The sequence below is a fragment of the Nocardia sp. NPDC006982 genome, from assembly GCF_042869435.1.
Classification (GTDB): domain Bacteria; phylum Actinomycetota; class Actinomycetes; order Mycobacteriales; family Mycobacteriaceae; genus Nocardia.
In genome coordinates this window covers 517,550-543,712 of record NZ_JBIAFV010000003.1, presented here as the reverse complement: position 1 = coordinate 543,712, position 26,163 = coordinate 517,550, and the positions used below count along the sequence as shown (strand labels likewise).

Genomic DNA, 26,163 nt, shown 5'->3' with positions numbered 1-26,163 from the left:
CGTGCGTCAGGCAGGGTTGCGGCCGACGAAGAACTCGCGGAGCGGGTCCATGGACGGGTTGAGGCCGGAGTCGATGAGACCCTTGCGGAGAGCGAGCATTTGACCGTCGTGGATTCGTTGGGTGGGCTGACGCAGCGGACCACCGTTGTATCCCTGTAGCCAGCCCTGGAACTTCCACGCCTGGCGGTTGATGAACGCGCCACCATTGAGCGTCGGCGCCAGGGCCGCCTTGGCCTTGCGCGCGGGATGCGTCTGCCAAAACAATTCGGCAGCATCATCGTTCTTGCCGTCAGCGAGCAGGTTCATGGCCCGCGGAATGATGGGCCCGTAGTACTCGTGGTCACTGGTTGCCGAGAGCTGGATGGGGATGATCTGTGAAAGTGGGATCAGATCGGCCTCGATGGGCACGGAGATGACGACTTCGTCGCCGAATAGACGATGGCATTCGATGATTCCCTGGATGTAGGGAAACCCGCCTTCAGCTTTGATGACGGCGATGTTGGGGCAGTCGTCGAGTAGGCGACGGATGAGGCGGCTGGGGATGTCCGACGGGTGGATTCGCGGGCTGAATCCCCACAGGTACATCGGAAAGAGAATGACGGCGAGATCGGTGGCGTCGCACACCGCCTTCGTATAATCGTAGATCTCCTGCTCAGTCTCCGGGTAGAAGTTCGGCGGGTAGGACAGCAGCACGAGATCTGCGCCGGCCTCCTCGGCGCCGCGAACGGCCTCGATGTTGTCGGCGAGGGTGCTCCAACTTCCGTGGTGTACGACGACCAGGTCCTTGCCGGCCTCATCGCGGATGATGCGAAGGAATTCCAAGTATTCCGGCAGGGTGATGTTGACCTCGGAGACGCCCAGCGTCCCGAGGAAGCCGTGTTCCTTCGCGAGACGGATGTCGTGGCGGATGCCTGCCTCGTTGATGGATTTCAGGTCGCTCGTGAACGACGGGATGGTGCAGTTGACGGCGCCGATGAGCTTCTCGCGGGCCCATTCGCGGGCCTCGGTGCGGGTGTAAGCAGCCATGATGTTTCCTCTCGGTGGGTTGTTCAAGGGCCAAGTTGTTTCTGTTCGGGAAGCGATTTCTACGACGCTCCAGCGCCCTCCCATGCGAGGTATTTCATTTCCATGTACTCGTCGATTCCGTAGACCGATCCCTCTCGGCCCAGACCCGACTGCTTCACGCCACCGAAGGGCGCGATCTCGTTGGAGATGAGGCCGGTGTTGATGCCGATCATTCCCGCCTCGAGAGCCGCGCTGACCCGCCACGTACGCTCAGCGTCGCGGGTGAAGAGGTATGCGGCCAGCCCGAACTCGGTGTCGTTGGCCATGCGGATCGCATCGGATTCTTCCTCGAACCGGATGAGCGGGGTCACGGGTCCGAATGTCTCCTCGCGTGTGATGCGCATCGTGGAGTCGACATCGGCCAGAACCGTCGGTTCAAAGAACAAGCCGCCGCGATCGTGACGCCGACCGCCGCAGAGCACGCGCGCACCCAGGCTGGCCGCGTCGGCCACGTGCTCCTCGACCTTCGTGACCGCGTCGAGGTCGATGAGCGGGCCCTGCTGGACACCTGCGTCGAATCCGTCACCGACCGAGAGGTCCTTGACCTTACGTGTCAACGCTTCGGCGAACCGATCGTAGATCCGCGACTGGACATAGACCCGGTTGGCGCTGATGCAGGCCTGGCCTGTATTGCGGTACTTGGTGGCGATTGTGCCGGCGACCGCCTGATCGAGATCGGCGTCGTCGAAGACGAGGACCGGCGCGTTGCCGCCGAGCTCCATCGAGGTCTTCTTGACGGTGTCCGCCGATTGAGCGAGCAGGAGCCGACCAACCTCGGTCGACCCCGTGAAACTGACCTTGCGGACGATGGGGCTGCCAGTCAGCACCGGACCGATTTCGCGGGCATCGCCGACCACGATGCTGAGCACTCCAGCCGGCACGCCGGCTCGTTCAGCGAGCTCGGCGAGGGCCAGTGCCGTCAGCGGCGTCTGCTCGGCGGGCTTGACCACCATCGTGCACCCGGCGGCGAGTCCGGGGGCAGCCTTGCGAGTGATCATGGCGGCTGGGAAGTTCCACGGTGTGATGGCAGCGCACACGCCAATCGCCTCCCTGAGCACCACGACTCGTCGAGACGACTCGGGAGCGGGAAAGATATCGCCGCGCACGCGTTTGGCCTCCTCGCCGAACCACTCGATGAAGGACGCCGCGTAGTTGATCTCGCCGACGGCCTCGGCCAGGGGCTTGCCCTCTTCGAGAACGATGAGCCGCGCCAGGTCCTCGGTGTTGTCCCGGACCAGCTCGAACCATCGACGCATGACCTTTGAACGCTCTTTGCCGGAGAGTCCGCGCCAGGCGGGCAACGCGCGCTGGGCAGCCTCGACGGCGAGCTGGGTCTCGTCCGCGCCGGCCGACGGCAGATCGGCGATCGGTTCGCCGGTGGACGGATTGTGCACGACGAGGCGTTCGCCGCCGTCGCGGGTGAGCCACTGCCCGTCGACGTAGGAGGACGACCTGAACAGCGATGGGTCGGCGAGACCGAGGCCGGACCTCTGTGTGGTCATCTGAGAAGTCATTGCTGCGCCTCTATTTTTGGACGGGGGGGATCGAGATGGGGAGCGGGACGCCGAGTCCAAGGCGCCGGGCCTCGGCCAGACACATGGCTGCGACGGCGATGTCCTGCACGGCTGAGCCCACCGACTTGTACACCAGGATTTGGTCGCTACTCGTGCGGCCCGGATGCCGGCCCGCCACGAGGTCTGCCAGTGAGATGGTCTTCGACCCGAGATCGACGCCGGCTGCTTTGGCTGCCAATGCATCCCCGGTGTCGTGCAGAACCTCATCGACCATGTCAGCGACGATGAGCTCAGCGCGATCCAGTAGCTCGACGTCGACCTCGTGTTGTTCGGGGAGGGTCGATCCGACGGATATAACGGTGGTTCCGGGCCGGAGCCACGCACCACGGACGGTGGGTGATTCGTCGCGCGAACGGGCCGCACAGATCACCAGATTGGCTGCGCCGACTGCACTCTCGGCATCTTGGGCAGCGCTCAGGGGCAGTTCCAGATCATCCAGATCCGCGACGAACCGAGACCGGCTCTCCGCACGGGGGCTCCAGACGCTGACCGAGGACAGGGCGCGTGCTGCCCTTATGGCGCGAAGGTGCTTCTTGGCCTCGAAGCCAGAGCCGATTACGGCAACGTCGAGGTCGCCGGGGCTCGCCAGGAGGTCAGCGGCGACCGCCGAGGTCGCGGCGGTGCGGAATCCGGTGATCGACTGACCGTCTATCAGAGCCACGAGCTCAGCGGTGTGCTCGTCGAACAAGGGGATCAGGTAGGACACCTGACGGGTCTTCATGGACGCCGCAATGAGTTTGGCGCCCATGAGACCGTTGTCGGCCGATACCCCGGTGAGCGTCCGGAGCCAGCTGCCGTCACCGCGAGCCATCGACCGTTCGGGGTAGCGGGAGTCTGCGACATCGCCGGCGTACGCAGCACGGAGCGCATCGATTGCCCGTGCCCAGCCGAATGAATCTCGGACGGCCTGGTCGTCGAGTAATAGCGTCATGAGGCGGACGCCCTGAGGTTGAGCGTGCGCACCCGGAGGTGCGCCGAGCGTGCAACGTGTCTGCCACCGGCATGACTGATGCGTTCGAATCGATTCATTGGAACCACCTCATCGGGGTCGCGGCGGCGTGCCGCGAACACGGATATGCGGGAGACCCGCTGCGCCAACGTCACGTTAAGACGACCCGCGATTCGCGACAAACAATTCCCGTGAATGCTCGACCATCGACGACATCGATACCGCGTGTGGATCCGGGGCTCTCTTGGCGCTGGCTCGAGTGTGGTCTTCCATCGATGCCATCAATTGTCAGGCATCGAAAGTTACGCCTTCCGACACTGCGATCGCGGTCATACGATGGGCCAACCACTGTGATCGCGGTCATACGATGGGCCAACTGTCAATGGCGTCATACCGGTCCGCGCGGTGCTTTGCAAGGAGTTACATGACTGTCATCACACCTACCCTCGCCTCGGAAGTCACGCCGATCCTCGACCGTGTCGAGACGGAGCTCGAGAAGAATCGGGTACCGGCCGAGATCTGGAACAACGAGGCGATCTTCCGCGCTGAATTGGACCAGGTCTTCGGCACCTGCTGGGTCTTCGTCGCGCACGAGAGCGAAATCCCGAAGGCTGGTGACTTCGTCCAGCGCCGCATAGGCCTCGATCCGGTGATCGTCACGCGCGATGGGACGGGTGGCATCAACGTGTTGTCCAACTACTGCCGCCACCGTGGCACCCAGGTGTGCCAGACCGACACCGGGAATTCACGTTTCTTCAAATGCCCGTTCCACGGTTGGACCTACTCCAACAACGGCGACTTGGTCGGCACGCCACACATGCGCGAGGCGTACGGAACGCGGCTGGACCCGAAGGAATGGGGTCTGAAGAGGGCCCCACGGGTCGACGTCCGGTCCGGCTTCATCTTCGCGTCGCTGGCGCAGGAAGGTCCGTCGCTCGACGAGTATCTGGGCGGGGGAGGCTGGATGCTCGACATCCTGGTGAACTTGGCACCCGGCGGTATGAAGGTGGCGGGCCCGCCCGAGCGGTATCAGATCAATGCGGACTGGAAAGCCGGCGCCGAGAACTTCTCCGGTGATGCCTACCATGCCGACAGTTTGCACTGGAGTAACGAAGAGATACAGATGATCCAGGGGCTGGGGGACAACGCCGAGATGATGCACGCCTACGAACTCGGCAACGGCCACGCGACGCTCGGCATGGGATGGGCGAAGGTCGGCCTGCCCCTGTGGGGCTATTCACCAGAGACCGTCGCTCAGTTCGACCTCTCGGTCCTCGACGACGCTCAGCGGTACGTCCTCGAGACCAACCCTCCGACAATTGGCACCATCTTCCCGAACTTCAGTTACCTCCGCGTCGGCTCCCCTACGCTTCCGGGCGGCCCTCCGGCGGTCGTCACCTCTTTCCGGATATGGCAGCCGATCGCGCCGGGAAAGATGGAGTTGTGGAATTGGCAGTTCGTCTACGAGTGCCAAAGTGATCAGGAAAAACTCGATTCCTATGTCACGGGCCAGTTGACCTTCGGATCCGCCGGTAATTTCGAAGCGGACGACACCGTCGCCTGGGAGGGCGCCGCTCGCGCGGCGAAGAGCGCGTGGATGCAACGCGAGAATTTGAGCTTCAACTTCGAGCAGGCCGGTCGAACCACGGTCGACGTCACGCCAGACCCTGATTATCACGGTCCAGGCATCAAGCGTCCCACCGGCTTTGGGGAATTCAATCAGTTGAATTTCTACCGGCACTGGCTTGCCGTCATGCGTGGCGACGCATCATCCACGACGACCGAGGGGCGCCGTTCATGATGACCACCACCGACAAGACCGAGCACACGCCAGCAGCTGTGCACCAGGGCCCCTTGGCGGATACCGAACTGCAGAACATCGCGACCCAGTTCCTGGCTCTCGAATCGAAGTTGCTGGATGAAGCTCGCGAAGAAGACTGGTATCAACTCCTGGATCCCGAACTGCTGTACGTGATCCCGATCAGGCAGGCGACCGAGCAGCGATCCGACGAGGTCAATCGCGCCGCGTTCCGGGTCCGCGACACCCTGGCCCACGTACGTCTACGCATCGACCGTCTGAGCACTGCCAAGGCTTACTCGGAGATTCCGCCCTCTCGCACCATGCGTCTGGTCGGGTCCGTCTTGGCCCGACAGACGGACCGAGACGATGTCATTGCAGTCTCGAGCGCCGTGCTTCTCTATCGACAGCGTGGGATCGATCCGCACTTCGACCTCATCCCCTACCGGCGCAATGACGAGCTTCGCATCACGGCTGACGGGCCACGACTCCTGTCCAGGGAGATCCTCTTGACCGAAGTGGCGATCGCCACTCCCAACCTCGGACTATTTCTGTGAGGAAAGGATGGCTTCGATGAGTGACGAAACCGTCGTCGGGCTGGACGGAGTCCGGTGTCGTTCCTACGGGATCTGCGTGAGCATCTTGCCCGATGTCTTCGATCTTCCGCCGGACGCGAAGTCGGCAGTCCTGCTGCGTCGCGAGGTTGATCCCGATGACGTCGAAGATCTCGAGGAAGCAGTACGGGCGTGCCCGGCCCAAGCCATTTTCCAAGGTTCCGGTCCGACGTGACGGCCGGGCTGAAGGGGACCGACAACGTCGTCGTGGTCGGAGCGTCAGCGGCAGGCTTGGCGGCCGCAGACGGACTGCGTGAAGGCGGGTTCGAAGGTCCGATCACGGTCCTGGGCTCAGAGCTGCACCATCCCTACGACCGTCCGACGCTATCGAAGGGTCTGCTGCTCGGGCAGGGCGAGCCGGAGCTCCTCGAGATTCGCTCAGCAGAGCGACTCAGGCAGAACCGGATCACTCTTCTGCTTGGGCACCAAGCAGTCGGTCTCGACATCGATCGCAAGTTCGTTATCACCAGTTACGGTGAGACGCTGCCATGGGACGCCGTGGTTCTGGCGTGTGGTGGTCGCGCGCGGGTGCTTACGACGGTCGAAGGTGAAGCGCTTCCGGTGCTCCGCACACCGGAGGATCTCCGGGCCCTGCGACGGGCCGCTGCCCGCCACGGAGACGTGACTGTCGTCGGCGCGGGGCTCATCGGGCTCGAGATCGCAGCCGGACTCAGTGCCCACGGCGTGTCCATCACGGTTGTGCACGACACCGAGCGCCCCATGGACGGTATCGTCGGGCCCGAGCTCGGCCAGGTGATCTCCGACCTGCACTCCAAGCACGGTGTGCAATTGAAGATTTCGAGTGCTGTCACGTCCGTGACGGGTGGACTGGGCGCCTACACACTTCATCTGGTGGACGGCTCGACCCATCAGACGCCCTACGTAGTCGTTGGCATCGGGGTCGACCCCGAAGTGGATTGGCTTCTCGACTCGGGTGTCGCGCTGGACAGAGGCGTCCTCACCGACGCGGCAGGTCGAACCAACGTGCCCGGAGTGTGGGCGGCCGGTGACGTCGCCCGCTCCGCTCACCCCATGTTCCGCGAGCCGTTGCGCATCGAGCACTGGACACACGCAGTCGAGAAGGGCAGGCACGTCGGGCTCAACATCGCCCGCGGCACCGAAGAGTCCTTCGGCGGCGTGCCCTACTTCTGGAGCGATCAGTTCGGACGCCGGTTCCATAGCTACGGGCGGCGGGCCCCCGGTGACGAGACCTTCGTCGCGGAGGGATCGCTGAGCACTGATGAATTCCTGGTCCTGTTCGGCCGGGACGGTGAATTCCACGCTGTCTTCGCCAGCGGGCTGTCACGGTCGCTGCGCGGCTATCGCAAGCTTCTCGCGAGGGGCGGCACCTGGGACGACGCCCTCGATCTCGCGCATGCGTCAAACCCCGATCTGGCACGCTCAGCCGCCCGTTGATCGGTGTCTGCAGCCCCAGCGCAAACCACATCCCATGAAGGACTACAAAGAATGCAACTGCTCGATGACCACGTCGTTCTCATCACCGGCTCCGGCTCCGGCCTCGGACTCGGCATCGCCCGGTACTTTCGGGACGAGGGCGCGACGCTGGCACTGTTCGAGTACGACGAATCAAAGGTCTCGAAGCTCCGGGACGAATTCGGCGACGACGTACTGGTGGTACACGGCGACGTCCGCAGCATTGCTGACCTGACGCGTTGCCGCGACGAGGTCGTCGGGCGCTTCGGCCGGCTGACGGCCATCGTGGGAGCCCAAGGCATCTACGACGGCAACGTGCGGTTGGCCGACATCCCGGTGGAACGTCTCGACACCCTCCTGGACGAAATCTTCGCCGTCAACGTCAAGGGCTACGCCCTTACCGCACGGATCTTTTTCGACCTGCTCGACGCCGAGCAGGGTGCTGTCGTGCTGACCTGTTCGCAGGCGGCGTTCGCCGCTGACGGGGGAGGAGTGGCCTACACCGCCAGCAAGGGGGCCATCCGCGCCCTGGTCAATCAGCTGTCCTTCGAATTCGCACCCCGGGTTCGCGTCAACGCGGTCGCGCCCAGCGGCATCGCGAACAGCCAATTGCGGGGCCCTGCCGCCCTCGGTCTACAGGACTCCCTACAGTCCGACATCCCGGCGGACGCCTTCCGGCAGCAATTCGAGTGGCTCGCTCCGCTTCAGCACATGCCCTCTCCAGAGGAGTACGGCCCGCTCTACGCATTCCTGGCGTCACGACACAACAGGGTCATGACCGGGCAGACGGTACTGGCGGATTCGGGCGCTCTGAACCGGGCACTGATGAGCACCGCCGAACTCATGGCCACGATGCCCGGCGCCTGAGCGCCCACCCATCACACCGGAGATTGCACGCAGCAGAAAGTAGAGTCATGTTCGAATACTTCCCGGGCAACTACGTCTGGAACCTGTCCGTGGTGGGCGCTTTGAACTCCGGCGGCCAGATCGACGAGGTCGACCGCGCCTGCCGCCCGTTGCTCGAGGCGGCGAAAGCCGGTAGTGATGCCGGCACGGACGAGTTCCTGCGTGTCTGGACCGATCTCACGGATGCGCTGGTCGAGTCGGCCCGGGCCGAAGAGAAAGCGGGCCACGACCGGACCGCCGGCGGGATGTACGCCCGTGCCGCGAACTATCTGTGCACCGCCGAGCGGATGCTCTCGGCGGGTCACCCGGACCGCGTGCCCACCTACCGCCGGGTGCTCGAGCTGGCACAGAAGGGTTTCGATCTCCGAGACCACAGCATCACCCGGGTCGCCATCCCGTTCGAGGACACGACGCTGCCCGCCTACTTCTCAGCGGCGCCGGCGACCTCGGAGGGGCCGGCCCCGGTCATCATGCTCATCAACGGCCTGGACTCGACCAAGGAGCACATGTACGTCTCGGGATTCTGGGCAGAGCTGGCGGCTCGGGGCATTTCGTGTCTCATGCTCGACCAACCCGGCACCGGGGAAGCGCTTCGACTACAAGGTCTGATCGCACGCCGCGAGTCCGAGACCTGGGCCAGCTGGGTCGTCGACTGGCTGGCGGCCAGAAATGATGTCGACGCAGCCCGGATGGGGGTCGTGGGCTGGTCGTTGGGCGGCTATTACGCGCCCCGGGTGGCGGCCTTCGAGAAGCGCTTCGCCCTGTGCGTCGCGTGGGGAGCCAACCACAACTGGGGTGCCGTGCAGCGGCGTCGGCTCGACCGCGAGGGCGAGAACCCGGTGCCGCACTACTGGGACCATGTCAAATGGGTCTGGGGCTATGACGATCTCGACGAGTTCATCGAGTTCGCCGACTCCATCCACCTCGATGGCGTCGTCGAAAAGATCACGGTGCCGTTCCTGATCGTGCACGGCGAGAACGATCGGCAGATTCCTTTGGAGTATGCGCACCGGTCCTATGAGCAGGCGGTGAACGCACCCTCTCGGGATCTGCGCATCTTCACCCGGCAGGAGGGCGGTGCCGAGCACATCGGGATCGATCACCTCCCTTACGTCGGCGCCTACATCGCTGACTGGGTCACCGACACCTTCGCGGCCATGGTCCCGCAACAGACTGGTTAGTACTCGAGCCAGCCGATTGCATCGTCCGCCCATCAATCCGGTGAGGATCCCACATGCCCGACACCAACGGCGTTGCCACAAACCGCAATGTCGACACGACCAGCCCGCTCTACAGTCCCGCCGCCGAGGACGCTATCGCCGAAGCCGCATCGCGCTGCTCGAACTGGGGACGGTGGGGCGACGACGACGTGCTGGGCACCATGAACTTCCTCGATGACGCGAAGCGGGTCGAGGGCGCCTCTCGAATCCGGCGGGGAGCAGTCTTCTCGCTCGCCCAGAGCTTCGACGGCAACGGCCCGCAGCGCGGCTGGCGACGGCGCAACAACCCGGTGCACACCATGCTGGTCAGCGGCCTCGATGCCGAGTTCGGTGCGCCCGAGATGCCGCACGGCTTCGGCGGTGCCGATGACTACGTGGTGATGCCGCTGCAAGCCTCCACCCAGTGGGACGGGCTGGGCCACATCTTCGACCACGGTGTCGCCTACAACGGACGTCCCGCGTCCAAGGTCGTCACCAGCGAGGGCGATCTTCTGACGGGCATCGAGACCGTGGCCGACCGCATCGCGGGGCGCGGCGTGCTGCTCGACGTGGGTCGCGCGCTCAGGGAAGACGGGGAGCTGCCCGACGGCTACGCGATCACCGTCGAGGACCTGGAGAACACCATCTCTGCGCAGGGGGAATCGTCCGTCGTCGGGCGTGGCGACATCATGCTCGTCCGCACCGGGCAGCTGTCCCGGGTCCGTCGCGACGGATGGGGCAGCTACGCCGGCGGTGACGCCCCCGGGTTGTCCTTCACGACCGCGGATTGGCTGCACGACCGGGAGATCGCCGCGATCGCCACCGATACGTGGGGCTTCGAAGTTCGCCCCAACGAATTCGAGAACGCCTTCCAACCGCTGCACCAGGTCGTGATCCCGCACATGGGGCTTTTCATCGGGGAGATGTGGGATCTCGACAAGCTTGCCGCAGACTGCGCCTCCGACGGGATCTTCGACTTCTTCTTGACTGCCGCGCCCATTCCGGTGACGGGCGCCGTCGGTGCGCCGGTCAACCCCGTCGCGATCAAGTGACTCGACCGGCGATCTGAGCCGACGTACCAACACGATAGGAGCTTCACCCATGCGTTTCGCCACGTGGGTTCAGGACGGTCAGGTCACGACCGGCGTCGCCAGCGACGACGGCCTGCACGCGTTCGACCGGCAGACCACGATCCTCGAGCTTGTTCGCGCCGGACTTCCGGTGGCCTTCGAAGCCGGTGCCGCCGCACTCGGTAGACGTCCCGTCGATCTCGCTGCGGTGCGGCTGCTCCCGCCGATAGAGCCCCCCACCGTCCGTGACTTTGCAGCTTTCGAAGAGCACGTGGACGGGGTCGCTCGGTCGGTGACGGCTGCGGCCGAAGTAGAACCCGAGTGGTACAAGAGGCCAGTCTTCTACTTCGGCAATCCCTACGCGATGATCGGTGCCCATGACGACGTAGCCGTGCCACCGGGATGCCAGGTGCTGGACTACGAACTCGAGGTCGCAGCCATCGTGTCGCGGGACGGATCGTCCGTCGCACCGGCGCAGGCTCGGGACTACATCTTCGGCTACACAATCTTCAACGACTGGTCGGCCCGAGACCTCCAAGCCGGGGAGATGAAGGTCGGCCTCGGCCCGGCCAAGGGCAAGGATTTCGCTAGCACGCTCGGCCCGTTCCTCGTCACAGCCGATGAACTCGATCCATTTCTGACCGCCGACGGCCTCTTGGACATCGACGGGACTGTGTCGGTGAACGGCACAGTCATCGGCCGGGACAACCTGCGCAACATGAGCTGGTCGTTCGGCGAGCTTGTGGCCCAAGCGTCACGCGGGACGTGGGTCAGGGCGGGAGACGTCCTCGGATCCGGAACGCTGGGCAATGGCGGATGTCTCGGCGAGTTGTGGGGTCGTTCCGGTGAGCGCACGCCGGAGCCGCTCCAGCCCGGGGACGTGGTCGAGATGACCGTCGCGACACTCGGCACGATTCGCAACACCGTCGTCCCGGGCACGGACGCGCCGGCGATCCGCGAAGCCCGTCGACACGACTGGAAAGCCCAGCGCCGCAACTGAGTTAGTCCTCGGAGTCGGCGGTGCAGCGTAGCCAATTCTGGATCGAGAGCAGCGGTAGCGATCGCAGACATCCGAATCCAATTGTTAGACAACACAAGAAGCGACTCGATCTGAAAGGTGCACGCGATGTCGACACGGGAATACGCGAGCGTCTGGTCCGACCTGCGGGAGGTGCAGTTCAGTCAGGGGTTTCTTCAGGCCGGTCCGTACCGCACCCGCTACCTGCATACGGGAGACAGCTCGAAGCCGTTGCTGTTGCTGTTGCACGGCATCACCGGGCATGCCGAGGCGTACGTGCGCAACCTCGCAGCGCACAGCGAGCACTTCGACACCTATGCCATTGACTTCATCGGGCACGGGTACTCCAGCAAGCCCGGCCATCCCCTCGAGATTCCGCACTACTTGGACCAAATCCGATATGTGCTGGACACTTTGGGCGTTGAACGCGGCTACTTCTCGGGGGAGTCGCTGGGCGGATGGGTGACCGCGCGAATGGCGCAGGCGCACCCCGACCGTGTCGAGCGCATCGTCCTCAACACTATGGGCGGCACGATGGCCAATCCCGCGGTGATGGAACGGCTATACACCCTGTCGATGGAGGCAGCCGAAGATCCTTCGTGGGAGCGGGTTCGCGCGCGACTGGAGTGGTTGATGGCCGACCCGGACATGGTCACCGACGACCTGATTCGCACCCGGCAGGCGATCTTTCAGCAGGCCGACTGGAAACAGGCCTGCCGCTCGAATATGGCTCTTCAAGACCTCGAGACCCGCAAGCGAAACATGATCAGCGACGACGACCTCCGCTCGATCCAGGCCGAGGCCCTGGTCATCTGGACCACAAAAGACCCGTCCGGCCCGGTCGACGAGGGCCGCCGGATCGCCGAACTCATTCCCAAGGGTCGCCTGGCCGTCATCGAAAACGCCGGACATTGGCCGCAATACGAGCAGACCGAGGAATTCAACCGCATCCACCTCGACTTCCTGCTCAACGGCTGACCGCCCCGGACGAAAGAGACCGACGATGAACAAATCTCTGGACACCGACGTCCTGCTCGTGGGAGCCGGACCGGTCGGGCTTACCCTGGCCAACCTGCTCGGTGCCTACGGGCACCGCGTGACTTTGCTCGAGTCACGGGCCGAACTGATCGACTATCCGCGCGGGGTCGGCCTCGACGACGAGTCGTTCCGGACCATTCAAACGATGGGCCTGGTCCAGGAGATCGGACAGCACACCGTCCCGCATCACATCATGCGGCTGGTCAACGGCAAGGGGCAGGTACTGGTCACCAACGACCCGGTCGTCGAGGAATTCGGCTGGCCGCGCAAGAGCGGCTTCGTCCAGCAGCTGGTCGACCGGGAACTCCTGGCGGGCCTGAACCGCTACGAGTCGGTGGACGTGCTGTTCCAGCACGAAATGACCGACCTCGCCGAGGCCGCCGACCATGTCGTCGCGACCGTGTGCTGTCCCGGTCCCGACGGCACTGAGCGAACGCGCGAGCTGAAGGCCCGCTTCGTGGTCGGCTGCGAGGGTGGACGCTCGCGCACTCGCGATTGGATGGGTGTCGACTTCGAGGGCAAGTCGCCGTCCACCCGGTGGCTGGTGATCGATGTCGACAACGACCCTCTGGGCACACCCAATGTCTACCTCGGCGCCGACCCTCGTCGGCCCTACGTGTCGATCGGGCTACCCCATGCCATCCGGCGCTGGGAGTTCATGCTCTTCGACGACGAGCCCACCGAGTTGGTGGAGAAGCCGGAGTTCATGCACAAGCTGCTGGCCCGGCATGTGCCGGACCCCACCGCGCTGGACATCATCGGGCAGCGGGTGTTCACCCACCACGGGCGCATCGCGTCGCGCTTCCGCAAAGGCCGCGTGCTCATCGCCGGCGATGCGGCCCACCTGATGCCGGTGTGGCTCGGACAAGGCTGGAACTCCGGGATACGGGACGCCACCAATCTGGCGTGGAAGCTGTCGTCGGTGCTGCGCGGACTGGCCGGAGACGATCTGCTCGACACCTATGACATCGAGCGGCGCCATCACGCCCGCGCGCTCATCGACCTCAATATGACCGCGGGTTCGATTATGAAGTCGGACAAGGTAATCGCGGTCGTCCGCGATGCCGCCGCCGCGGTGTTGAACCTGGTGCCCTCGGCGAAGTCCTACTTCACAGACATGCGTTTCAAACCTATGCCGCGCTACGACCGCGGTGTTGTTGTGGATCCGAGCGATCTCGCCGCCGGGCGAGCCGAAGCACGGCTCGCGGGCGACCTGCTGCCCTCAGTCGACGCGCCGAACGATGAATCGCCGGTCGGCGCGCAGTTCATTCAGCCGCGGGTCAATACCGCTGGAGCCAGAGGGCAACTGCTCGACGATGTCATCGGCAACTGGTGGACCATCGCCGCGTGGGGCAATAGTCCGGCTCGCCTGCTCGGCGCGCAGGATCTCGAACGGGTCCGACGACTCGGTGCGCGACTGGTGTGTTTCGTGCCGGAGAGCCAGCGCGCCTGGGCGGAAGGCGCCTATGCGGATTCGCCGACGCCGGTCACGGTCGTGGGCGACGCGGATGGCGCCATCAAACGCTGGTTCGATGACCGCCCCGTCGGGGTGCTCTTCCTGCGTCCCGACCGTTTCGTCGCCGCCGCTTGCCTCGCGCAGCAAACCCCGGCCGCGCTCGCCGCGGTACTCGAGGCCATGTCGTATGTCGCGGCTGCCCCGATCGACGCGGGTGTCGTGGATTCGGCGGACATCTCGGCCGCCGAGAATCGATCGTCTGGTTCGTCGGTTGAATCCGTTGTCGAACAGGGAGTTTGAGATTTCCGTCGCCCTTGTCTGCATGTCCCACAGTCCGCTGCTGGAGTACGCGGACCCGCCTGCCGAGGTGCGGGAGGAGGTGGACGGGGCGTTCGCGCGGGCTCGTGCCTTCGTCGGCGATTACGATCCTCAGCTGATCATTTCGTTCGCTCCGGACCACTACAACGGGTTCTTCTACGAGCTGATGCCCCCGTTCTGCGTCGGATACGCCGCCGAGGCCGTCGGCGATTACGGCTCCCAGGCAGGTCCGCTCCAGGTGCCCGGCGACCTCGCCGCGGAGCTGGCGCAGCATGTCCTGAACAGCGACATCGACATGGCGATCTCCCGACGCATGGAGATCGATCACGGTGCCGTACAGCCTCTCGAGGTGTTACTCGGTGGCATCGACACTCATCCGGTCATCCCCATCTTCGTCAACGGGGTCGCGCAGCCGTTTACCTCGATGCGCCGAATTCGGTTGATGGGCGCGGCGATCGGCGAGTGGGTAGCCGGCCGCTCGGAGCGGGTCCTGCTGGTGGGTTCGGGCGGTTTGTCACACGATCCGCCGGTGCCGCAGTGGGCCACCGCGACGCCGCAGCAACGTGACATGCTGCTGGCGGGCCGGAACCCGACCGCCGCCGCCCGGGATGCGCGGCAGCGCCGGGTCATCGAGGCGGCGCGGCTGTTCGCCCGGGGTGAGGCTGATATCCGGGACCTGAATCCGGAGTGGGACAACCGATTCCTCGACCTCTGTGCATCCGGCGAACTCAGCGCCTGGGATGCGATGGAGCCCGACCGCATGGCCGACGACGCCGGCAATTCGGCGCACGAGGTCCGCACCTGGCTCGCCGCCTTCGCAGCGCTCGCGGCAGCGGGACGCTATGAAATGAGCTTCCGCTACTACCGGCCGATCCCGGAATTCATCGCCGGCTTCGGAGTCGTCACTGCGCAACCGCAGTGACTCAACCAGCGGGCGCCATACCCGCATGATGGAAGGAGGCCTCATGCTGCACCGTATTACCTTCTTGGAACGAAACCCCTCGCTCGAGCCTGAGGAGTTCTCTCGGTAGTGGCGCACTGAGCACGCCGCTGGTACACCATCTTGCTGGACTCAACCCGAGGAGTGGGTCGACAAGTCCGGCGGCAAGATCCGAGCGGATGTAGTGCATCAGCGGTTGCAGGCGATGGGGTTCGGTGGCACCGACCGCTCGACCCGACGCGCGGTCGCGGAGGCGAAAGTGGCCTTCAAGGCTGGTCACCGACGCAAATACCGGCCGTGGCTGCCCGAGCCGGGGATGTGGTTGCAATTCGACTGGGGCGAAGGCCCGCGGGTGAATGGTCGGCGGACCCAGTTGTTCTGCGCGTGGCTGTCGTGGTCGCGGTTCCGGGTCGTGATCCCGTCGTGGGATCAAACCCTGGGCTCGCTGGTGCTCGGGATCGATGTGACGTTGCGCCGGATCGGTGGTGCGCCAACGTATTTGCTGACCGACAACGCGAAAACGGTGACGGTGGACCGGATCGCTGGGTTGCCGGTGCGGCATCCGGAAATCATTGCTGCCGGAAGGCATTACGGCTGCAAGGTGGAAACGTGTGAGCCGTTCGACCCGGAGTCCAAAGGCGGCGCGGAACACACGGTGAAGATCGCCAAGGCGGATCTGGTGCCGACGACGGCGAATCTGCTGCCGGAGTATTCCTCGTTCGCCGAGCTGGCCGATGCGTGCTGGTCGTGGTGCGAGCGGGTCAACGCCCGCCCGCATCGCGAGACCGGCGTTGCGCCGATCGTGCGCCTCGGGATCGAGCGGGAGCATCTGCATGTGCTGCCCGCCGAACCGCATGCGATGGCCCTCGGTGAGGAACGGCTCGTCGGTGACGATCAGACGATCCGGTGGGGATCGGTGCGGTATTCGACCCCGGACGGGCATCAAGGACAGAAGGTGTGGTGCCGTGTCTCCGGTGAGGAGTTGGTGATCACCGGCCGGAATCCGTTGGGGCCGGCCGAGATCGCCCGTCATCGGCTCTCGACGCCGGGTAATCCGCGGATCCTCGACGAGCACTACCCGCATCACGAGGGCGGGGATCTGCCGCGGGTGCGCAAACTTCGCCCGCGGACCGTCGAGGAGATCGCGTTCCTCGATCTCGGTGAGGGTGCTCGCCGCTGGCTGACCGAAGCCTCCGCGGCCGGAGTCGCCCGGATTCGAGCGAAGATGACCCGCGCCCTCGAGCTCGCGGCGCTCACCGGTACGGACGCGGTCGAGGAAGCGCTCGGTGTCGCCGCGGTCGCGGGCCGCTTCGATGACGGTGACCTGGCCTCGATCCTCGATCATCTGGCCAGGTTCTCTGCCCTATCTGCGCAAAGCCGCGCCCACGTGATCGCCACCGCCCGAGCCCAACGCTGGGACCCCGCCGAAGTGCTGCGGGTGCTGCTGTCAGAAGAGGTCTCCGGTCGCGATTCCGCGACCCGGCGTATGCGCCGCAAGACCGCGAATTTCCCCACCGGCAAAACGTTCTCCTCCTGGCTGCCGGAGGAATCGACGATCCCCGAAGCCACCCAGAACGCCCTCGCGACACTGGGAATATTGGCTTTGACGTACGTGGCGGTGGTGCCGCCGGTCTTGCCTGAGTGCCCGGCGTATTCGCGGGCTACGGCGTAGCTGAAGGTGCGCTCGACCCAAGTCAAGGTTGTGTGGCGGAGCCAATGCGTGGTGACGCCCTGAGTGGCCACCCAGGGGAGTTCTTGGCTGATGCGGTGCCAGAGGTGGTCGTAGCGCCGTCTGGTGATGGGTTTGCCGTTGCGGTAGCGCAGGAGTTGTTCGGATTGTGGGCTGTGGCGTTCGTGGCCGTGGGCGACGAGGTGGCTCATCAGGGTGGGGGAGACCGGTTGCCGGGTGAGACAAGCTTGGTCAGGAGCGCTTCAAGGGTCTCCAGTTCGGCTCGGGTGAATGCTCCGAACAGTTCTTCAGAAGCGCTCGCGGCGAGGCGTTGGGCCGTATCGAACGCCCGGTTTCCTGCATCGGTCAGGGTGAGGTGGGCGACGCGCTTGTCGGTGGCCGATTGGGCTCGGCTCAGGTAGCCGAGTGTTTCGAGATCTTCGACAGTGCGGACCATGCCCGCCTTGTCGCTGCCGGTCTGTCGGATCAAGTCACGCTGAGTCGAGACGCCGTCGCGGCGCAGCAGCATCATCACGCCGAAATGCCGGCCGGTCAGGCCGAGTGCGGATAGGGCGTCATTGAGCGATCCAGCGGCACGTTGGTGCGACTGGCGCAGCAATAGACCGAGTTTGAGATTGACCCCGAGCGGCTTCACCACCCTCCCATTCTATGTTAGATTCAAATGAATCCGATTCAATTGAATCTATCTAGTGGATTGAGGCTCGCCAGTGACAACACCTGCAGCAACGGACACCGCCACCGAACGCGCGCCCGCGCCGAGCTGGCCGCGCTGGGCGTTCCGAATAATGAGCACGTTCGCCGCGATCATGTTGTTCAACCAGGCCGTCTTCGCCGGTCAGTTCCTCTCCGGCACCTACGCCTCGCTGCACACCCATCGGGAGAACGCGACCTTCGCCGGAATCTCGGTCATGGTCTCGGTCGTCGCAGCCGTGCTGGCGTGGTGGCCCGGTCGCGGCCCCTGGTGGCCGATTCTGGCCTACCTCGGCATCCTCGGCTTGATCGTGGTGCAGCGGTGGCAAGCATGATGATGGTGACACCGAGCGGGATGTGCACGCTGATCGATCGCGCGAAACCGAGCATGATTTTCGAAGGTGACGGGTGAGCCACAGACGCGCGTTTCGACACCTCGATCGTCACCGTCGCTGCTGACCCTGCCCGACGACTTCATGCCTCGGTGGTGACCGTTCGGTTGGCGACCACCGCATACCTGCTGGCGCCCGATTGGCCGAACGGGCATCCGGTCAACGGGGCCGGGCATCGGATGAGTATCGAAAGTGCTTGTGGGCGAGTGTGATCCCCCGGCGGGAGATGTTGACCGGGTCAACACGTGAGGGGTGACGGTCACCTCCCTCGATGACGTGCAGGCCACCGCTGTCCTGACCAGCTGCACCAACCCGAGGGTCTTGTATCGGCCGCCACCGAGGTCACCACCCGCGACGCCATCATCACCGCCGCCGGATTCACCGACACCGATCCCGACTCCTTCCCCGACGATCCGTTCGCGCCCGAGGGCGGGGCGGGTTCGGGCCGGAGTCGCTGACGATCGGCGGAGGGCTTGCCCCATACCCGAAGTGAAGTTCACAGAATTCATAGGTTGTTGCCTTTCGGGATTGCTTTGTTGCTCAGGCACTCCCGCCGACACCTACGTCGATCGCCCAACCGTGGACACGAGGGGGAGCACCCACATCGATACAGCGTTCATGGGTCTCACCTCCTCGCGTGATGTCACGGTCTCCCGGAGGCTATCAGCCCGAACGTCGTCCCGGCCGATCATTTTCTGCCGACCAAACTGATGGCCTGCAGCATCAACTGAATCTGAATCGAATCGACCCCGGACTCCAATACCGGGTGGTCGCCTCATCGAGGACCGGCCACAGCAGGTGCTGAGTTTCCTGACCCAGGGCTACGGCGTTGTCGGTTGTAGCGCTGTGAGCTGCTGAAATAGTTTGGGTGACACGCCGTTTGGAATGCTGCACCAGTATTGCCTGTTCCGTCAGCGGTGGAGGTGTTGAGTCGGCGTGTCGATGCCGCTGTCGACTCGGTCCCTGCCGATTTGCTGGAAGTGCTGCGGTCGGTGCCCGATCCGCGTGCCCGTCGCGGGGTGCGCTACCCGTTGTGGAGTCGGTTGGCCATCGCGATCCTGGCCGCCGCCGGAATGCCGTCGGTGGCCGGGATCTCCACTTGGGCGCGCACCGCACCGGAAGAGGTGCTGGCGCAGTTAGGGATTCGATTCCGACGGCCCAGCGACGCCGTCCAGTGCAGCAAGCAGGACATCGTGACGTGCCCGACGTTCCGAGCCCAGATGGCGAGGTGGCAGTTGCCGCAGAACGACTCGATCTAGCCGCGCTGGCCGCTCACTGCCACCTCGCGCGGGGTGGTCTTCGCGACTTCTTCGCTCGCTCAGCTCTTCTCGGCGGAAGCGGACTGCGTGATCGCGGGGAGCAGGACGGTTACGACCAACAGGAATGGGGCGAGCGCGGCGATCGAGCGAATATCGTTGTAGATGTTCCACTGGTGCAGCACGCTCGTGCTGTTGGTCGGCAGCGCTTCCGGGTCCCACGTCTTGATCTTCTTATTGAGCGGTACGTTGCCGAAGTACGTGACAAGCAGGCAGGCCAGCGCCGATGCACCGGCCACCGCTGCGAGCAGCCGCTCCCGTCCCCGGCCGATCGTCGCCAAGGCCGCACAACTGAGCAGAACTGCTGCCATCAGCGGCGGCATGAGTGGGGCGTTGCGGTTCATCAGCGGTACCCGGAACTCGAGCTGGACGTCGGTGGGAACATCGAAGAACGTGGGAAACACAATCAACCACCCATAGGCGAACGCACCCGCGAGCACACCGCTGGTAAGCACCGCCGCCAGACGTACAACCGGTATCGCCCGGGCGGAAGTCGCGAGCTTAGTGTTGGTCAGTGAGGTCATGACAACTCCATATAGATTCTAATGAATCGGATTCAAATGAATCTATCATAGGATTGCGGAATGTCTAGCGGCGATGCGAGTTCGGTTGAGCTACGTCTGGGGTTACTGCTGCGCCAAGCGCAGCGTCGAGCCGCGGCGGTCGCGGCAACGGCGTTAGCGTCCCTCGGCCTCAGTGGTCGACACTTCGGCGTCCTGCTGTTGCTCGCCCGAGACGGCACATCGACACAGAAGCAATTGCTCACCGACCTGGGCAGCGACAAGGCAGGCATGGTACGCACAGTCGACGAATTGGACCGCCGCGGATTCATCGTCCGCTCCCAGTCACCCCACGACCGGCGGCTATACCACCTGAGCTTGACCGAGCCCGGCAGGACGGCCTTCGACACAGCCCGCGAATTGGCCGATACCGCAGCCCAGGACATCTTCGCCGGGCTGACCCCCGAGGAGCGAATCACGCTCGCCGACTTGCTGTCCCGAGTCGCCAACCCGCCAACGCCATAGCGAGTGAACGCACAGACACAGTTGACCTCGGAGAGAAGCGCCGTATGGTGGCAGTCGACGAAACGCGCAACGAGCACTTACGCCAGGTTGAACGGCAGACCCTCGGGGACGAGGTCTTCACTGTCACCGTAGGCACGCATGGCCACGGTCGCATCCCGAAAGTAGCGTGACAGCTGACGGCCCGCCGCACCGGTCATCCCCATGTCGGCGAGGGCCTGGTCGAACAGCCGAAGGCATACCTCGTCGAGCTCGATGTGTACGCCCATTCCGGCGTGAATGCGCTGCACGTAGGTCTCGTCGCCGTACCCGGCGCTGTAGAGCGCGGGTCCGCCGAGGGCCTCGGCGAGATAAGCCGCGAGGCGTTCGTCATGCTGCGGATGGATGCCGTAGGAGCTGCGCGTCGGCGATCGCCAAGGTCAGGTGCTCGCCGCCGAACGCACGGCCGGCGGGAAGATCTTGCTGGCCCAATTGGGCCGGGAGACGCTGGCGCAGCTATACCTGAGGCCCGACGACCTCGCGGTCGCCGAATCCTGGCCCGGCGACCGGCGGATGCCCCGCGAACAGTTCGACCCGTTCGTCCATGAGTTGGACAACTGACGTCGCCGCCATCGAACCATAGATTCTGGACAGAAGAACATCCTGAGGTGTCGGAGGTGTGCGTCGATGCCGTGTTTGCGACGAAGTGTCCCGTGATGCACTGCGTTTCCGCGTAGCCGCCGGTCGGCACGCCACCCTCGGCACTGCTGGCCGCGGTTTCCGTCGCCACACGCCGACCGATCTGGCTCGGATCGACTCCACATCTGACGCCCGTCACGGTGCCCGCTACTGCGCCACCCTGCACGTATCGCGGTTGCACCGGACCTTCGTCGCAACGCCGCCGGACCGCAGCAATGTGTCCAGGAACGTCATGTCCGCCGCCGCGGCCTCGACCACGACCTCATCCGGTCCTACTACCGCGTCCGGTACGTCGTTCACGGTCAGCACCTCGGGCTCCCTCCCACCGCACGCATCTCGTTGCCTCTTTCCTATCGGATTCCTGAAACCTTCAGTCCACGGCTGAACATGTCATCCGAATTGCAGAACTCGGCAGCGTTGGAACGCGGTCTCCCGGGAGGCGTCCTCCCATGCTTCGATATCGTCGCGGACCTGGTCGAGGTGGGCGAGGATGCCGTCGACGGCATCGGCGCCGAGCACCAGTCGCAGTGGTGGCCGATCGACATCGAGGGCGGCGAGCATGAGGGCCGCGCCGCGGGCCGGGTCGCCGGGCTGTTCTCCGCCACCTGCGGCGATGACAGCGCGCATGCCGCCGACCGTGGCGGCGTAGTCGGACAATTCGGCGCTGGCCGTGGTGTTGCCGGGCAGGCTGGTGCGGAACGATCCCGGCTCGACGATCATCACCTTGATGCCGAGCGGCCGGACCTCCCGCGCGAGCGCCTCGGACATGCCCTCGACGGCGAACTTGCTGCCGCTCAACGCGGAGAAGCCCGCCCGGGAGGTCTGGCCGCGCAGGCTGCTGACCTGGATGATCGCTCCCGATCGTTGAGCGCGCATATGCGGCAGGACGGCGCGTACGACTGCGGCCGGACCAAAGACGTGCAGTTCGAACAGATCCCGCAGTTCCGCGTCGGAGGTCTCCTCGAAAGCTCCGATATGGCTGCGGCCCGCATTGTTGACCAGGACGTCGATGTGGCCGTAGCGGGCTGCGATGTCCGCGACAGCGGTCGCGATCGCGGTCTGATCGGTGACGTCGAGGCTGAGCGCCTCGATCCGATCCGGGTGAGCGGCGACGAGATCGTCCAGGGTTTCGGGTCGTCGCGCGGCCGCGACCACAATGTTCCCGGCGGCGACGGCCGCCTCGGTGATGGCCCGACCGAAGCCGGAATTGGCGCCTGTGACAATCCAGATCTCGTTCATTTCTTCAGCGTGCGGCCAGGTTCAGGGGTGCGTCCAAGACCTGTCGTGATAACCATTGGTTATGGACCTGCACGGACGCGATCTGCGCTACTTCCTGGCTGTCGCTGAAGAGCTGAACTTCACGCGCGCGGCCGAACGGCTCTATGTATCGCAGCCGGCACTGAGCAAGCAGATTCGGGCACTCGAAAGACATTTGGGCGCACCACTTTTCACTAGGGCTCCACAGCAGGTGATACTCACGCCCGTTGGTGAGGCACTGCTCCCGCACGCACGGACAGTATTGGAGGCACTCGACGCCGCGACCGCGGCGGTGGAGCAGGCGCGAGCGATCCAGCGCAGCACCCTCGTGATCGGGATGGGCGCCAGCCCGGGGCGCGGCGGACTGCTGCCGGCGGTGCGGTCGCGGTTCCTCGCGGCCTACCCCGAAGTCACCTTGAAGTTACGTCAGGTGGGCTGGCAGGACCCGACCGCCGGACTGTCGGACGGCAGCAGCGATCTGGCCTACATTCGGCTCCCGCTGCCGGATCCGGAGCGCTACGCCACCACGGTGGTATCGGAGGAGCCCCGGCTGATCGCGCTGCCTCCTGGACATCAGCTGGCGGGCACGACGGCATTGGACTTCGCGGACCTGCTGAACGAGCCGTTCCTGGCCCTGCCGCACGCAGCGGGACCACTGCGGGACTATTGGCTGGCAATGGAGAAGCGGGCCGGGCGGCCGGTCCGCGTCGGCGCCGAGGTGGCCGGTATCGACGAGGTCAACGAGGCTCTGGCGGCCGGCCTCGGTGTGATCCTGACCGCCGCGGGCGACATCCCGCTGCTCGACCGTGGCGGGGTGACCTTCCGCCCGGTCCGCGATCTACCCCCGCTACTTTTTGCGCTCGCCCGCCGCGCGAACGACGAGCGTCCTCTGGTTCGAGCCTATGAGCAGGCACTACGAGCAGTCCGCGACGTCGACGAGAAATAGCAGCATGCAGTGCATCAGCGGTAGCAACTCGCGGATCCCATCGCTGCGGTGGTCGACGATCTCGCCTGGACCGATGGGCATGTCGATGCGCTCGGCGATTCTCTTGGCAGTTGCCACTGGGCACCTTTCGCGTTCAGAGCCAGCTGGGCGCGGCAACCGCCGGACCCGTCGTGGTGATGCCGATCGCCCCACGGCCGGTCGCCCAGCGAGTCACCGCGGCAAGCGATCCCGTGATCGTAGTATCGGTCGAGCTCTCGGGTAGAACAGCGACCGGCGATCGATCATCGACCCGATAGGCCAAACCCGCGCCGACATCGCGTTTGCGCCAGACACTGACGACATCGTCTAGCAGGCTGCTCGAGATCACGTCGGGGAACACGTCGAAACGACCACCATTGGCGAGGTCCACCGCGTGAATCCACACCTCACGGCTGCGCATCCACAGTGTCTCCACGACCGGAACCGAACGCCCCTGCACAGTACGGACTTTCGTGTCCCAGGCCGCGTCCGGGAGGTTTCGCCACTTCTCGTCGAGCCGCGCGACCGTATGGTCGAACAAGTTCCGCAGGGCGGCGGGCGACATCGTGGCGGCCTCCTCGATATCCCGCCCACGTTGCTCGGGCGAGGTGTACATGGATGTTTCGATACCCGTTGCCGCCCAGTCGAGCAGATTACCGAGGGCTACCGCGTTGTAACTCACATGCGCGATGAGGTGGCGGCGGGTCCAGCCCGTCAGCAGGGTCGGTTCCCCGAGTTCGTCATCGGTGAGCGCGGCGAGCCGCTCCGCGAAATAGGCGGTGCCACGGCGGGCGAGAAGCAGTTGTTCGGTGCGAGTGAGATCGTGGAATCCCATCAGCGTGAGACTCCTATTTGACGATCGTCTTGTTCCGGACGGTCCCGAGGCCCTCGATGGTGACCTCGACGGTTTCCCCGTTCTGGATGTAGACCTCGGGCTTGCGTGCGTGGCCGACACCGCCGGGAGTCCCGGTGCAGATGACGTCACCCGGTTGCAGGGTGACGATGTGGGAGATGTAGTCGATCAACTTGGCGGGCTTGAATACCAGGTCGTCGGTGGTGGTGGTCTGCACGGTACGGCCTTCGAGCTTGGTCTCGAGCGTGCTTCCGAGGGTGTACGAGTCCGTGGTGGTGAGGAACGGACCGAAACCGGCGGTCTTCTCGAAGGACTTGCCCTGGTCCCATTGCAGCGTGCGGGTTTGGTAGTCGCGCATCGTGTAGTCGTTGATGACCGAGTAACCGGCGATGCAGGCCTCGGCGTCGGCTTCGTCCACCTGGTAGGCGGTCTTGCCGATGACGACGGCGAGCTCACCCTCCCAATCACATTGCGTCGCGGCGTAGGACGGGACGATGACGTCGTCGTACGGCCCGGTCAGCGCCTCCCGGAACTTGGCGAACAAGGTCGGGTAGGCGGGCAGTTCCCGCCCCATTTCCTTGATATGGGTCGCGTAGTTGAGGCCGACGCAGATGACTTTGCTCGGTTTCGGGACCACGGGGGCGTATTCGACGCCGTCGAGGTCGACCGAGAGACCGTCCGCCGAATCGGCGATCTGCCGCCAGTCCGGCGCGGCGAGCAGCTCGGACAAGTCGGTGTATCCATCGATGACAGTAGCGAATTCGTCATTGTCCACCCGGACTGCGGCGGTGACGTTCCAATTCAGACGCACAGTGGCCAATCGCATAGGTTCAGGCTCCTTCGGAAATCTGGGTGCGGTCGAAATGCAGGCGTTCCACGATCGGGGCGTCGGAGAACATGAACAGGTCCAGGCCGTGGTCGGTGTCGATGGACCATTCCGTCCAGGACGGGACGGCGATCATGTCGCCCTTCCCGATCTCGGAGACCTTGTCACCCAGGTGGAATCGTCCGGTGCCGTCGAATACCTGGTAGACCGACGAGCCGACGTCACGGCGCGGGCGGGTGTGTGCGCCGGCGCGCAGGCGGTGGAATTCGGCGCGAATGGTCGGCATGACATCGCCGCCGGTGGTGGGGTTGGTGTAGCGCACCGCGGCATGCCCTGGATCGGTGGTGGCGGCGTGGCCTTCGTCCTCGAGGGCGAGCTGTTCGCGCAGTGCCGCGTCGGTGTGCTCCCACCGGTAGGCGGCGATCGGTGAGCTGGTCTTGCTGCCCAATCCGACCAGTGGGCGCAACCCGGGATGCGCCCAGAGTCGTTCGGCGCGTGAGATATCCGGTGTGGCGTCGTCGGTGACTCCATCGGAACCGAATTCGAAGAACCCGGTGTCGGTGTAGTTGACGAACGGAATGTCGAGGCCATCGATCCATGCCATCGGCTGATCGGTCTCATTGTGGTGGCCGTGGAATGCCCAGCCCGGGGTCAGCAGGAAGTCGCCGCGGCGCATGGCGACCGGATCGCCGTTGACGACCGTCCACACGCCTTCGCCCTCCACGACGAATCGGAAAGCGTTCTGCGCGTGGCGATGCTCGGGTGCGGTTTCCTTCGGGCCCAGGTACTGGATCGCGGCCCACAGCGTCGGGGTGACGTACGGTACGCCGCCCAAACCGGGGTTGGCGAGCGCGATCGCTCGCCGCTCCCCGCCGCGTCCCACCGGGACGAGGTCGCCGGCGCGCTGTGCGATCGGATAGAGCGTGGACCACTTCCAGACGAAGGGAATCGCCTTGGACGCCGGCGTCATCGGCATGAGGTCGTTGGTCTGTGTCCAGAGCGGGTTCAGGTGTTCGGCTGTGAAATCCCGGTAAAGCTGCTCCAGCGCCGGGTCGGGCGCGGTCGCGGTGTCGACGTTTTCGATGGTGCTCATAGC

The 26,163-nt window shown here is 64.9% G+C and carries 26 protein-coding genes and 4 pseudogenes; 18 read left to right on the top strand and 12 right to left on the bottom strand.

What is annotated here, in order from left to right:
• Positions 1-6 precede the first annotated feature (6 nt).
• The 3 genes from ACFYOW_RS15880 to ACFYOW_RS15870 are packed head-to-tail and all read right to left on the bottom strand — an operon-like array spanning position 7 to position 3,570.
• Positions 7-1,110, bottom strand: a complete 1,104-nt coding sequence (locus ACFYOW_RS15880; RefSeq protein WP_387288423.1) for a dihydrodipicolinate synthase family protein — start codon at positions 1,108-1,110, stop codon at positions 7-9.
• On the bottom strand, positions 1,086-2,567 hold the full coding sequence (locus ACFYOW_RS15875; protein WP_387288422.1) for an NAD-dependent succinate-semialdehyde dehydrogenase: 1,482 nt from the start codon (positions 2,565-2,567) through the stop codon (positions 1,086-1,088). The genes ACFYOW_RS15880 and ACFYOW_RS15875 overlap by 25 nt, the downstream gene beginning before the upstream one ends.
• 22 nt (positions 2,568-2,589) lie before the next feature.
• Positions 2,590-3,570, bottom strand: a complete 981-nt coding sequence (locus tag ACFYOW_RS15870) for an ornithine cyclodeaminase family protein (RefSeq protein ID WP_387288420.1) — start codon at positions 3,568-3,570, stop codon at positions 2,590-2,592.
• A gap of 442 nt (positions 3,571-4,012) precedes the next feature.
• On the opposite strand from ACFYOW_RS15870, the gene ACFYOW_RS15865 reads away from it, so the two are divergent.
• From ACFYOW_RS15865 to ACFYOW_RS15805, 13 genes and pseudogenes are all read left to right on the top strand, one after another.
• Positions 4,013-5,389 carry a Rieske 2Fe-2S domain-containing protein gene (locus tag ACFYOW_RS15865; protein WP_387288418.1) on the top strand — a complete coding sequence of 459 codons (1,377 nt, stop codon included), beginning with the start codon at positions 4,013-4,015 and terminating at the stop codon, positions 5,387-5,389.
• Entirely contained in the window at positions 5,386-5,943 is a 558-nt protein-coding gene (locus ACFYOW_RS15860; protein ID WP_387288416.1) for an aromatic-ring-hydroxylating dioxygenase subunit beta, read from the top strand. Before ACFYOW_RS15865 ends, ACFYOW_RS15860 begins: the two co-directional genes overlap by 4 nt.
• 16 nt (positions 5,944-5,959) lie before the next feature.
• Positions 5,960-6,175: a ferredoxin gene (locus tag ACFYOW_RS15855; RefSeq protein WP_387288414.1), complete on the top strand. Its 216-nt coding sequence runs from the start codon at positions 5,960-5,962 to the stop codon at positions 6,173-6,175.
• Positions 6,172-7,416, top strand: coding sequence for an NAD(P)/FAD-dependent oxidoreductase (locus tag ACFYOW_RS15850; RefSeq protein ID WP_387288412.1), 1,245 nt, complete (start codon positions 6,172-6,174; stop codon positions 7,414-7,416). Before ACFYOW_RS15855 ends, ACFYOW_RS15850 begins: the two co-directional genes overlap by 4 nt.
• A 51-nt stretch (positions 7,417-7,467) precedes the next feature.
• Positions 7,468-8,301, top strand: coding sequence for an SDR family oxidoreductase (locus tag ACFYOW_RS15845; RefSeq protein WP_387288410.1), 834 nt, complete (start codon positions 7,468-7,470; stop codon positions 8,299-8,301).
• Positions 8,302-8,348: 47 nt separating this feature from the next.
• Positions 8,349-9,521, top strand: a complete 1,173-nt coding sequence (locus ACFYOW_RS15840; protein ID WP_387288408.1) for an alpha/beta hydrolase family protein — start codon at positions 8,349-8,351, stop codon at positions 9,519-9,521.
• 53 nt (positions 9,522-9,574) lie between these two features.
• Positions 9,575-10,591 (top strand): cyclase family protein, encoded by a 1,017-nt coding sequence (locus ACFYOW_RS15835; RefSeq protein WP_387288406.1) that lies wholly within the window; start codon positions 9,575-9,577, stop codon positions 10,589-10,591.
• A gap of 49 nt (positions 10,592-10,640) precedes the next feature.
• The gene (locus ACFYOW_RS15830; RefSeq protein WP_387288404.1) at positions 10,641-11,609 is read left to right on the top strand and encodes a fumarylacetoacetate hydrolase family protein; all 969 of its coding nucleotides are present in this window, start codon (positions 10,641-10,643) and stop codon (positions 11,607-11,609) included.
• A 126-nt stretch (positions 11,610-11,735) separates the two neighbouring features.
• A complete protein-coding gene (locus ACFYOW_RS15825; protein WP_387288402.1) occupies positions 11,736-12,605 on the top strand; it encodes an alpha/beta fold hydrolase in 870 nt (289 codons plus the stop codon).
• 25 nt (positions 12,606-12,630) lie between these two features.
• Positions 12,631-14,421, top strand: a complete 1,791-nt coding sequence (locus ACFYOW_RS15820) for a bifunctional 3-(3-hydroxy-phenyl)propionate/3-hydroxycinnamic acid hydroxylase (RefSeq protein ID WP_387288400.1) — start codon at positions 12,631-12,633, stop codon at positions 14,419-14,421.
• A 1-nt stretch (position 14,422) separates the two neighbouring features.
• Positions 14,423-15,361, top strand: coding sequence for a 3-carboxyethylcatechol 2,3-dioxygenase (locus tag ACFYOW_RS15815; protein WP_387288830.1), 939 nt, complete (start codon positions 14,423-14,425; stop codon positions 15,359-15,361).
• Positions 15,362-15,584: 223 nt separating this feature from the next.
• Positions 15,585-16,430 (top strand): annotated as a pseudogene (locus ACFYOW_RS15810) (IS21 family transposase); the annotation flags it as partial.
• Between the two features lie 262 nt (positions 16,431-16,692).
• Positions 16,693-16,970: pseudogene (locus ACFYOW_RS15805) on the top strand (hypothetical protein); the annotation flags it as partial.
• Positions 16,971-17,259: 289 nt separating this feature from the next.
• Here the strand turns inward: ACFYOW_RS15805 and ACFYOW_RS15800 are convergent.
• Positions 17,260-17,706 (bottom strand): MarR family winged helix-turn-helix transcriptional regulator, encoded by a 447-nt coding sequence (locus tag ACFYOW_RS15800; RefSeq protein WP_387288398.1) that lies wholly within the window; start codon positions 17,704-17,706, stop codon positions 17,260-17,262.
• Positions 17,707-17,776: 70 nt separating this feature from the next.
• Here ACFYOW_RS15800 and ACFYOW_RS15795 point away from each other — a divergent pair, with 70 nt between their 5' ends.
• A complete protein-coding gene (locus ACFYOW_RS15795; RefSeq protein ID WP_387288396.1) occupies positions 17,777-18,094 on the top strand; it encodes a hypothetical protein in 318 nt (105 codons plus the stop codon).
• Positions 18,095-19,134: 1,040 nt separating this feature from the next.
• Positions 19,135-19,380: pseudogene (locus ACFYOW_RS15790) on the top strand (transposase family protein); the annotation flags it as partial.
• Positions 19,381-19,469: 89 nt separating this feature from the next.
• Here the strand turns inward: ACFYOW_RS15790 and ACFYOW_RS15785 are convergent.
• On the bottom strand, positions 19,470-19,991 hold the full coding sequence (locus ACFYOW_RS15785) for an anthrone oxygenase family protein (RefSeq protein ID WP_387288394.1): 522 nt from the start codon (positions 19,989-19,991) through the stop codon (positions 19,470-19,472).
• Between the two features lie 60 nt (positions 19,992-20,051).
• On the opposite strand from ACFYOW_RS15785, the gene ACFYOW_RS15780 reads away from it, so the two are divergent.
• On the top strand, positions 20,052-20,492 hold the full coding sequence (locus ACFYOW_RS15780; RefSeq protein ID WP_387288392.1) for a MarR family winged helix-turn-helix transcriptional regulator: 441 nt from the start codon (positions 20,052-20,054) through the stop codon (positions 20,490-20,492).
• Between the two features lie 77 nt (positions 20,493-20,569).
• Here ACFYOW_RS15780 and ACFYOW_RS15775 read toward each other — a convergent pair whose 3' ends face one another.
• Complete coding sequence (locus tag ACFYOW_RS15775) at positions 20,570-20,875, bottom strand: oxidoreductase (protein WP_387288828.1); 306 nt, start codon at positions 20,873-20,875, stop codon at positions 20,570-20,572.
• A gap of 10 nt (positions 20,876-20,885) precedes the next feature.
• Here ACFYOW_RS15775 and ACFYOW_RS15770 point away from each other — a divergent pair.
• Positions 20,886-21,080: pseudogene (locus tag ACFYOW_RS15770) on the top strand (IclR family transcriptional regulator); the annotation flags it as partial.
• 234 nt (positions 21,081-21,314) lie between these two features.
• On the opposite strand, the gene ACFYOW_RS15765 reads toward ACFYOW_RS15770, so the two are convergent.
• Together ACFYOW_RS15765 and ACFYOW_RS15760 are read right to left on the bottom strand one after the other, a co-directional pair.
• Positions 21,315-21,467, bottom strand: a complete 153-nt coding sequence (locus tag ACFYOW_RS15765; RefSeq protein ID WP_387288390.1) for a hypothetical protein — start codon at positions 21,465-21,467, stop codon at positions 21,315-21,317.
• Between the two features lie 90 nt (positions 21,468-21,557).
• The gene (locus tag ACFYOW_RS15760) at positions 21,558-22,406 is read right to left on the bottom strand and encodes an oxidoreductase (protein ID WP_387288388.1); all 849 of its coding nucleotides are present in this window, start codon (positions 22,404-22,406) and stop codon (positions 21,558-21,560) included.
• Positions 22,407-22,467: 61 nt separating this feature from the next.
• Here ACFYOW_RS15760 and ACFYOW_RS15755 point away from each other — a divergent pair, with 61 nt between their 5' ends.
• Complete coding sequence (locus ACFYOW_RS15755; RefSeq protein WP_387288386.1) at positions 22,468-23,370, top strand: LysR family transcriptional regulator; 903 nt, start codon at positions 22,468-22,470, stop codon at positions 23,368-23,370.
• On the opposite strand, the gene ACFYOW_RS15750 is transcribed toward ACFYOW_RS15755, so the two are convergent.
• From ACFYOW_RS15750 to ACFYOW_RS15735, 4 genes are read right to left on the bottom strand one after another with little or no spacing between them, the layout of a single operon-like run.
• Positions 23,338-23,487 (bottom strand): hypothetical protein, encoded by a 150-nt coding sequence (locus tag ACFYOW_RS15750; RefSeq protein ID WP_387288384.1) that lies wholly within the window; start codon positions 23,485-23,487, stop codon positions 23,338-23,340. The two genes, ACFYOW_RS15755 and ACFYOW_RS15750, sit on opposite strands and share 33 nt — an antisense overlap.
• A 16-nt stretch (positions 23,488-23,503) precedes the next feature.
• Positions 23,504-24,223 carry a maleylpyruvate isomerase family mycothiol-dependent enzyme gene (locus ACFYOW_RS15745; protein WP_387288382.1) on the bottom strand — a complete coding sequence of 240 codons (720 nt, stop codon included), beginning with the start codon at positions 24,221-24,223 and terminating at the stop codon, positions 23,504-23,506.
• A 13-nt stretch (positions 24,224-24,236) separates the two neighbouring features.
• Positions 24,237-25,067, bottom strand: coding sequence for a fumarylacetoacetate hydrolase family protein (locus ACFYOW_RS15740; protein ID WP_387288380.1), 831 nt, complete (start codon positions 25,065-25,067; stop codon positions 24,237-24,239).
• Between the two features lie 4 nt (positions 25,068-25,071).
• Positions 25,072-26,160, bottom strand: coding sequence for a cupin domain-containing protein (locus ACFYOW_RS15735; protein ID WP_387288378.1), 1,089 nt, complete (start codon positions 26,158-26,160; stop codon positions 25,072-25,074).
• Positions 26,161-26,163 lie beyond the last annotated feature (3 nt).

What these genes read in the sequence shown, in the direction of transcription:
- ACFYOW_RS15745 (WP_387288382.1), bottom strand. Translation starts at nt 24,223, where the DNA reads ATGGGATTCCACGATCTCACTCGCACCGAACAACTGCTTCTCGCCCGC.
- ACFYOW_RS15855 (WP_387288414.1), top strand. Translation starts at nt 5,960, where the DNA reads ATGAGTGACGAAACCGTCGTCGGGCTGGACGGAGTCCGGTGTCGTTCC.
- ACFYOW_RS15755 (WP_387288386.1), top strand. Translation starts at nt 22,468, where the DNA reads ATGGACCTGCACGGACGCGATCTGCGCTACTTCCTGGCTGTCGCTGAA.
- ACFYOW_RS15875 (WP_387288422.1), bottom strand. Translation starts at nt 2,567, where the DNA reads ATGACCACACAGAGGTCCGGCCTCGGTCTCGCCGACCCATCGCTGTTC.
- ACFYOW_RS15880 (WP_387288423.1), bottom strand. Translation starts at nt 1,110, where the DNA reads ATGGGAGGGCGCTGGAGCGTCGTAGAAATCGCTTCCCGAACAGAAACA.
- ACFYOW_RS15780 (WP_387288392.1), top strand. Translation starts at nt 20,052, where the DNA reads ATGTCTAGCGGCGATGCGAGTTCGGTTGAGCTACGTCTGGGGTTACTG.
- ACFYOW_RS15735 (WP_387288378.1), bottom strand. Translation starts at nt 26,160, where the DNA reads ATGAGCACCATCGAAAACGTCGACACCGCGACCGCGCCCGACCCGGCG.
- ACFYOW_RS15760 (WP_387288388.1), bottom strand. Translation starts at nt 22,406, where the DNA reads ATGAACGAGATCTGGATTGTCACAGGCGCCAATTCCGGCTTCGGTCGG.
- ACFYOW_RS15870 (WP_387288420.1), bottom strand. Translation starts at nt 3,570, where the DNA reads ATGACGCTATTACTCGACGACCAGGCCGTCCGAGATTCATTCGGCTGG.
- ACFYOW_RS15785 (WP_387288394.1), bottom strand. Translation starts at nt 19,991, where the DNA reads ATGACCTCACTGACCAACACTAAGCTCGCGACTTCCGCCCGGGCGATA.
- ACFYOW_RS15835 (WP_387288406.1), top strand. Translation starts at nt 9,575, where the DNA reads ATGCCCGACACCAACGGCGTTGCCACAAACCGCAATGTCGACACGACC.
- ACFYOW_RS15740 (WP_387288380.1), bottom strand. Translation starts at nt 25,067, where the DNA reads ATGCGATTGGCCACTGTGCGTCTGAATTGGAACGTCACCGCCGCAGTC.
- ACFYOW_RS15825 (WP_387288402.1), top strand. Translation starts at nt 11,736, where the DNA reads ATGTCGACACGGGAATACGCGAGCGTCTGGTCCGACCTGCGGGAGGTG.
- ACFYOW_RS15845 (WP_387288410.1), top strand. Translation starts at nt 7,468, where the DNA reads ATGCAACTGCTCGATGACCACGTCGTTCTCATCACCGGCTCCGGCTCC.
- ACFYOW_RS15865 (WP_387288418.1), top strand. Translation starts at nt 4,013, where the DNA reads ATGACTGTCATCACACCTACCCTCGCCTCGGAAGTCACGCCGATCCTC.
- ACFYOW_RS15820 (WP_387288400.1), top strand. Translation starts at nt 12,631, where the DNA reads ATGAACAAATCTCTGGACACCGACGTCCTGCTCGTGGGAGCCGGACCG.
- ACFYOW_RS15830 (WP_387288404.1), top strand. Translation starts at nt 10,641, where the DNA reads ATGCGTTTCGCCACGTGGGTTCAGGACGGTCAGGTCACGACCGGCGTC.
- ACFYOW_RS15860 (WP_387288416.1), top strand. Translation starts at nt 5,386, where the DNA reads ATGATGACCACCACCGACAAGACCGAGCACACGCCAGCAGCTGTGCAC.
- ACFYOW_RS15840 (WP_387288408.1), top strand. Translation starts at nt 8,349, where the DNA reads ATGTTCGAATACTTCCCGGGCAACTACGTCTGGAACCTGTCCGTGGTG.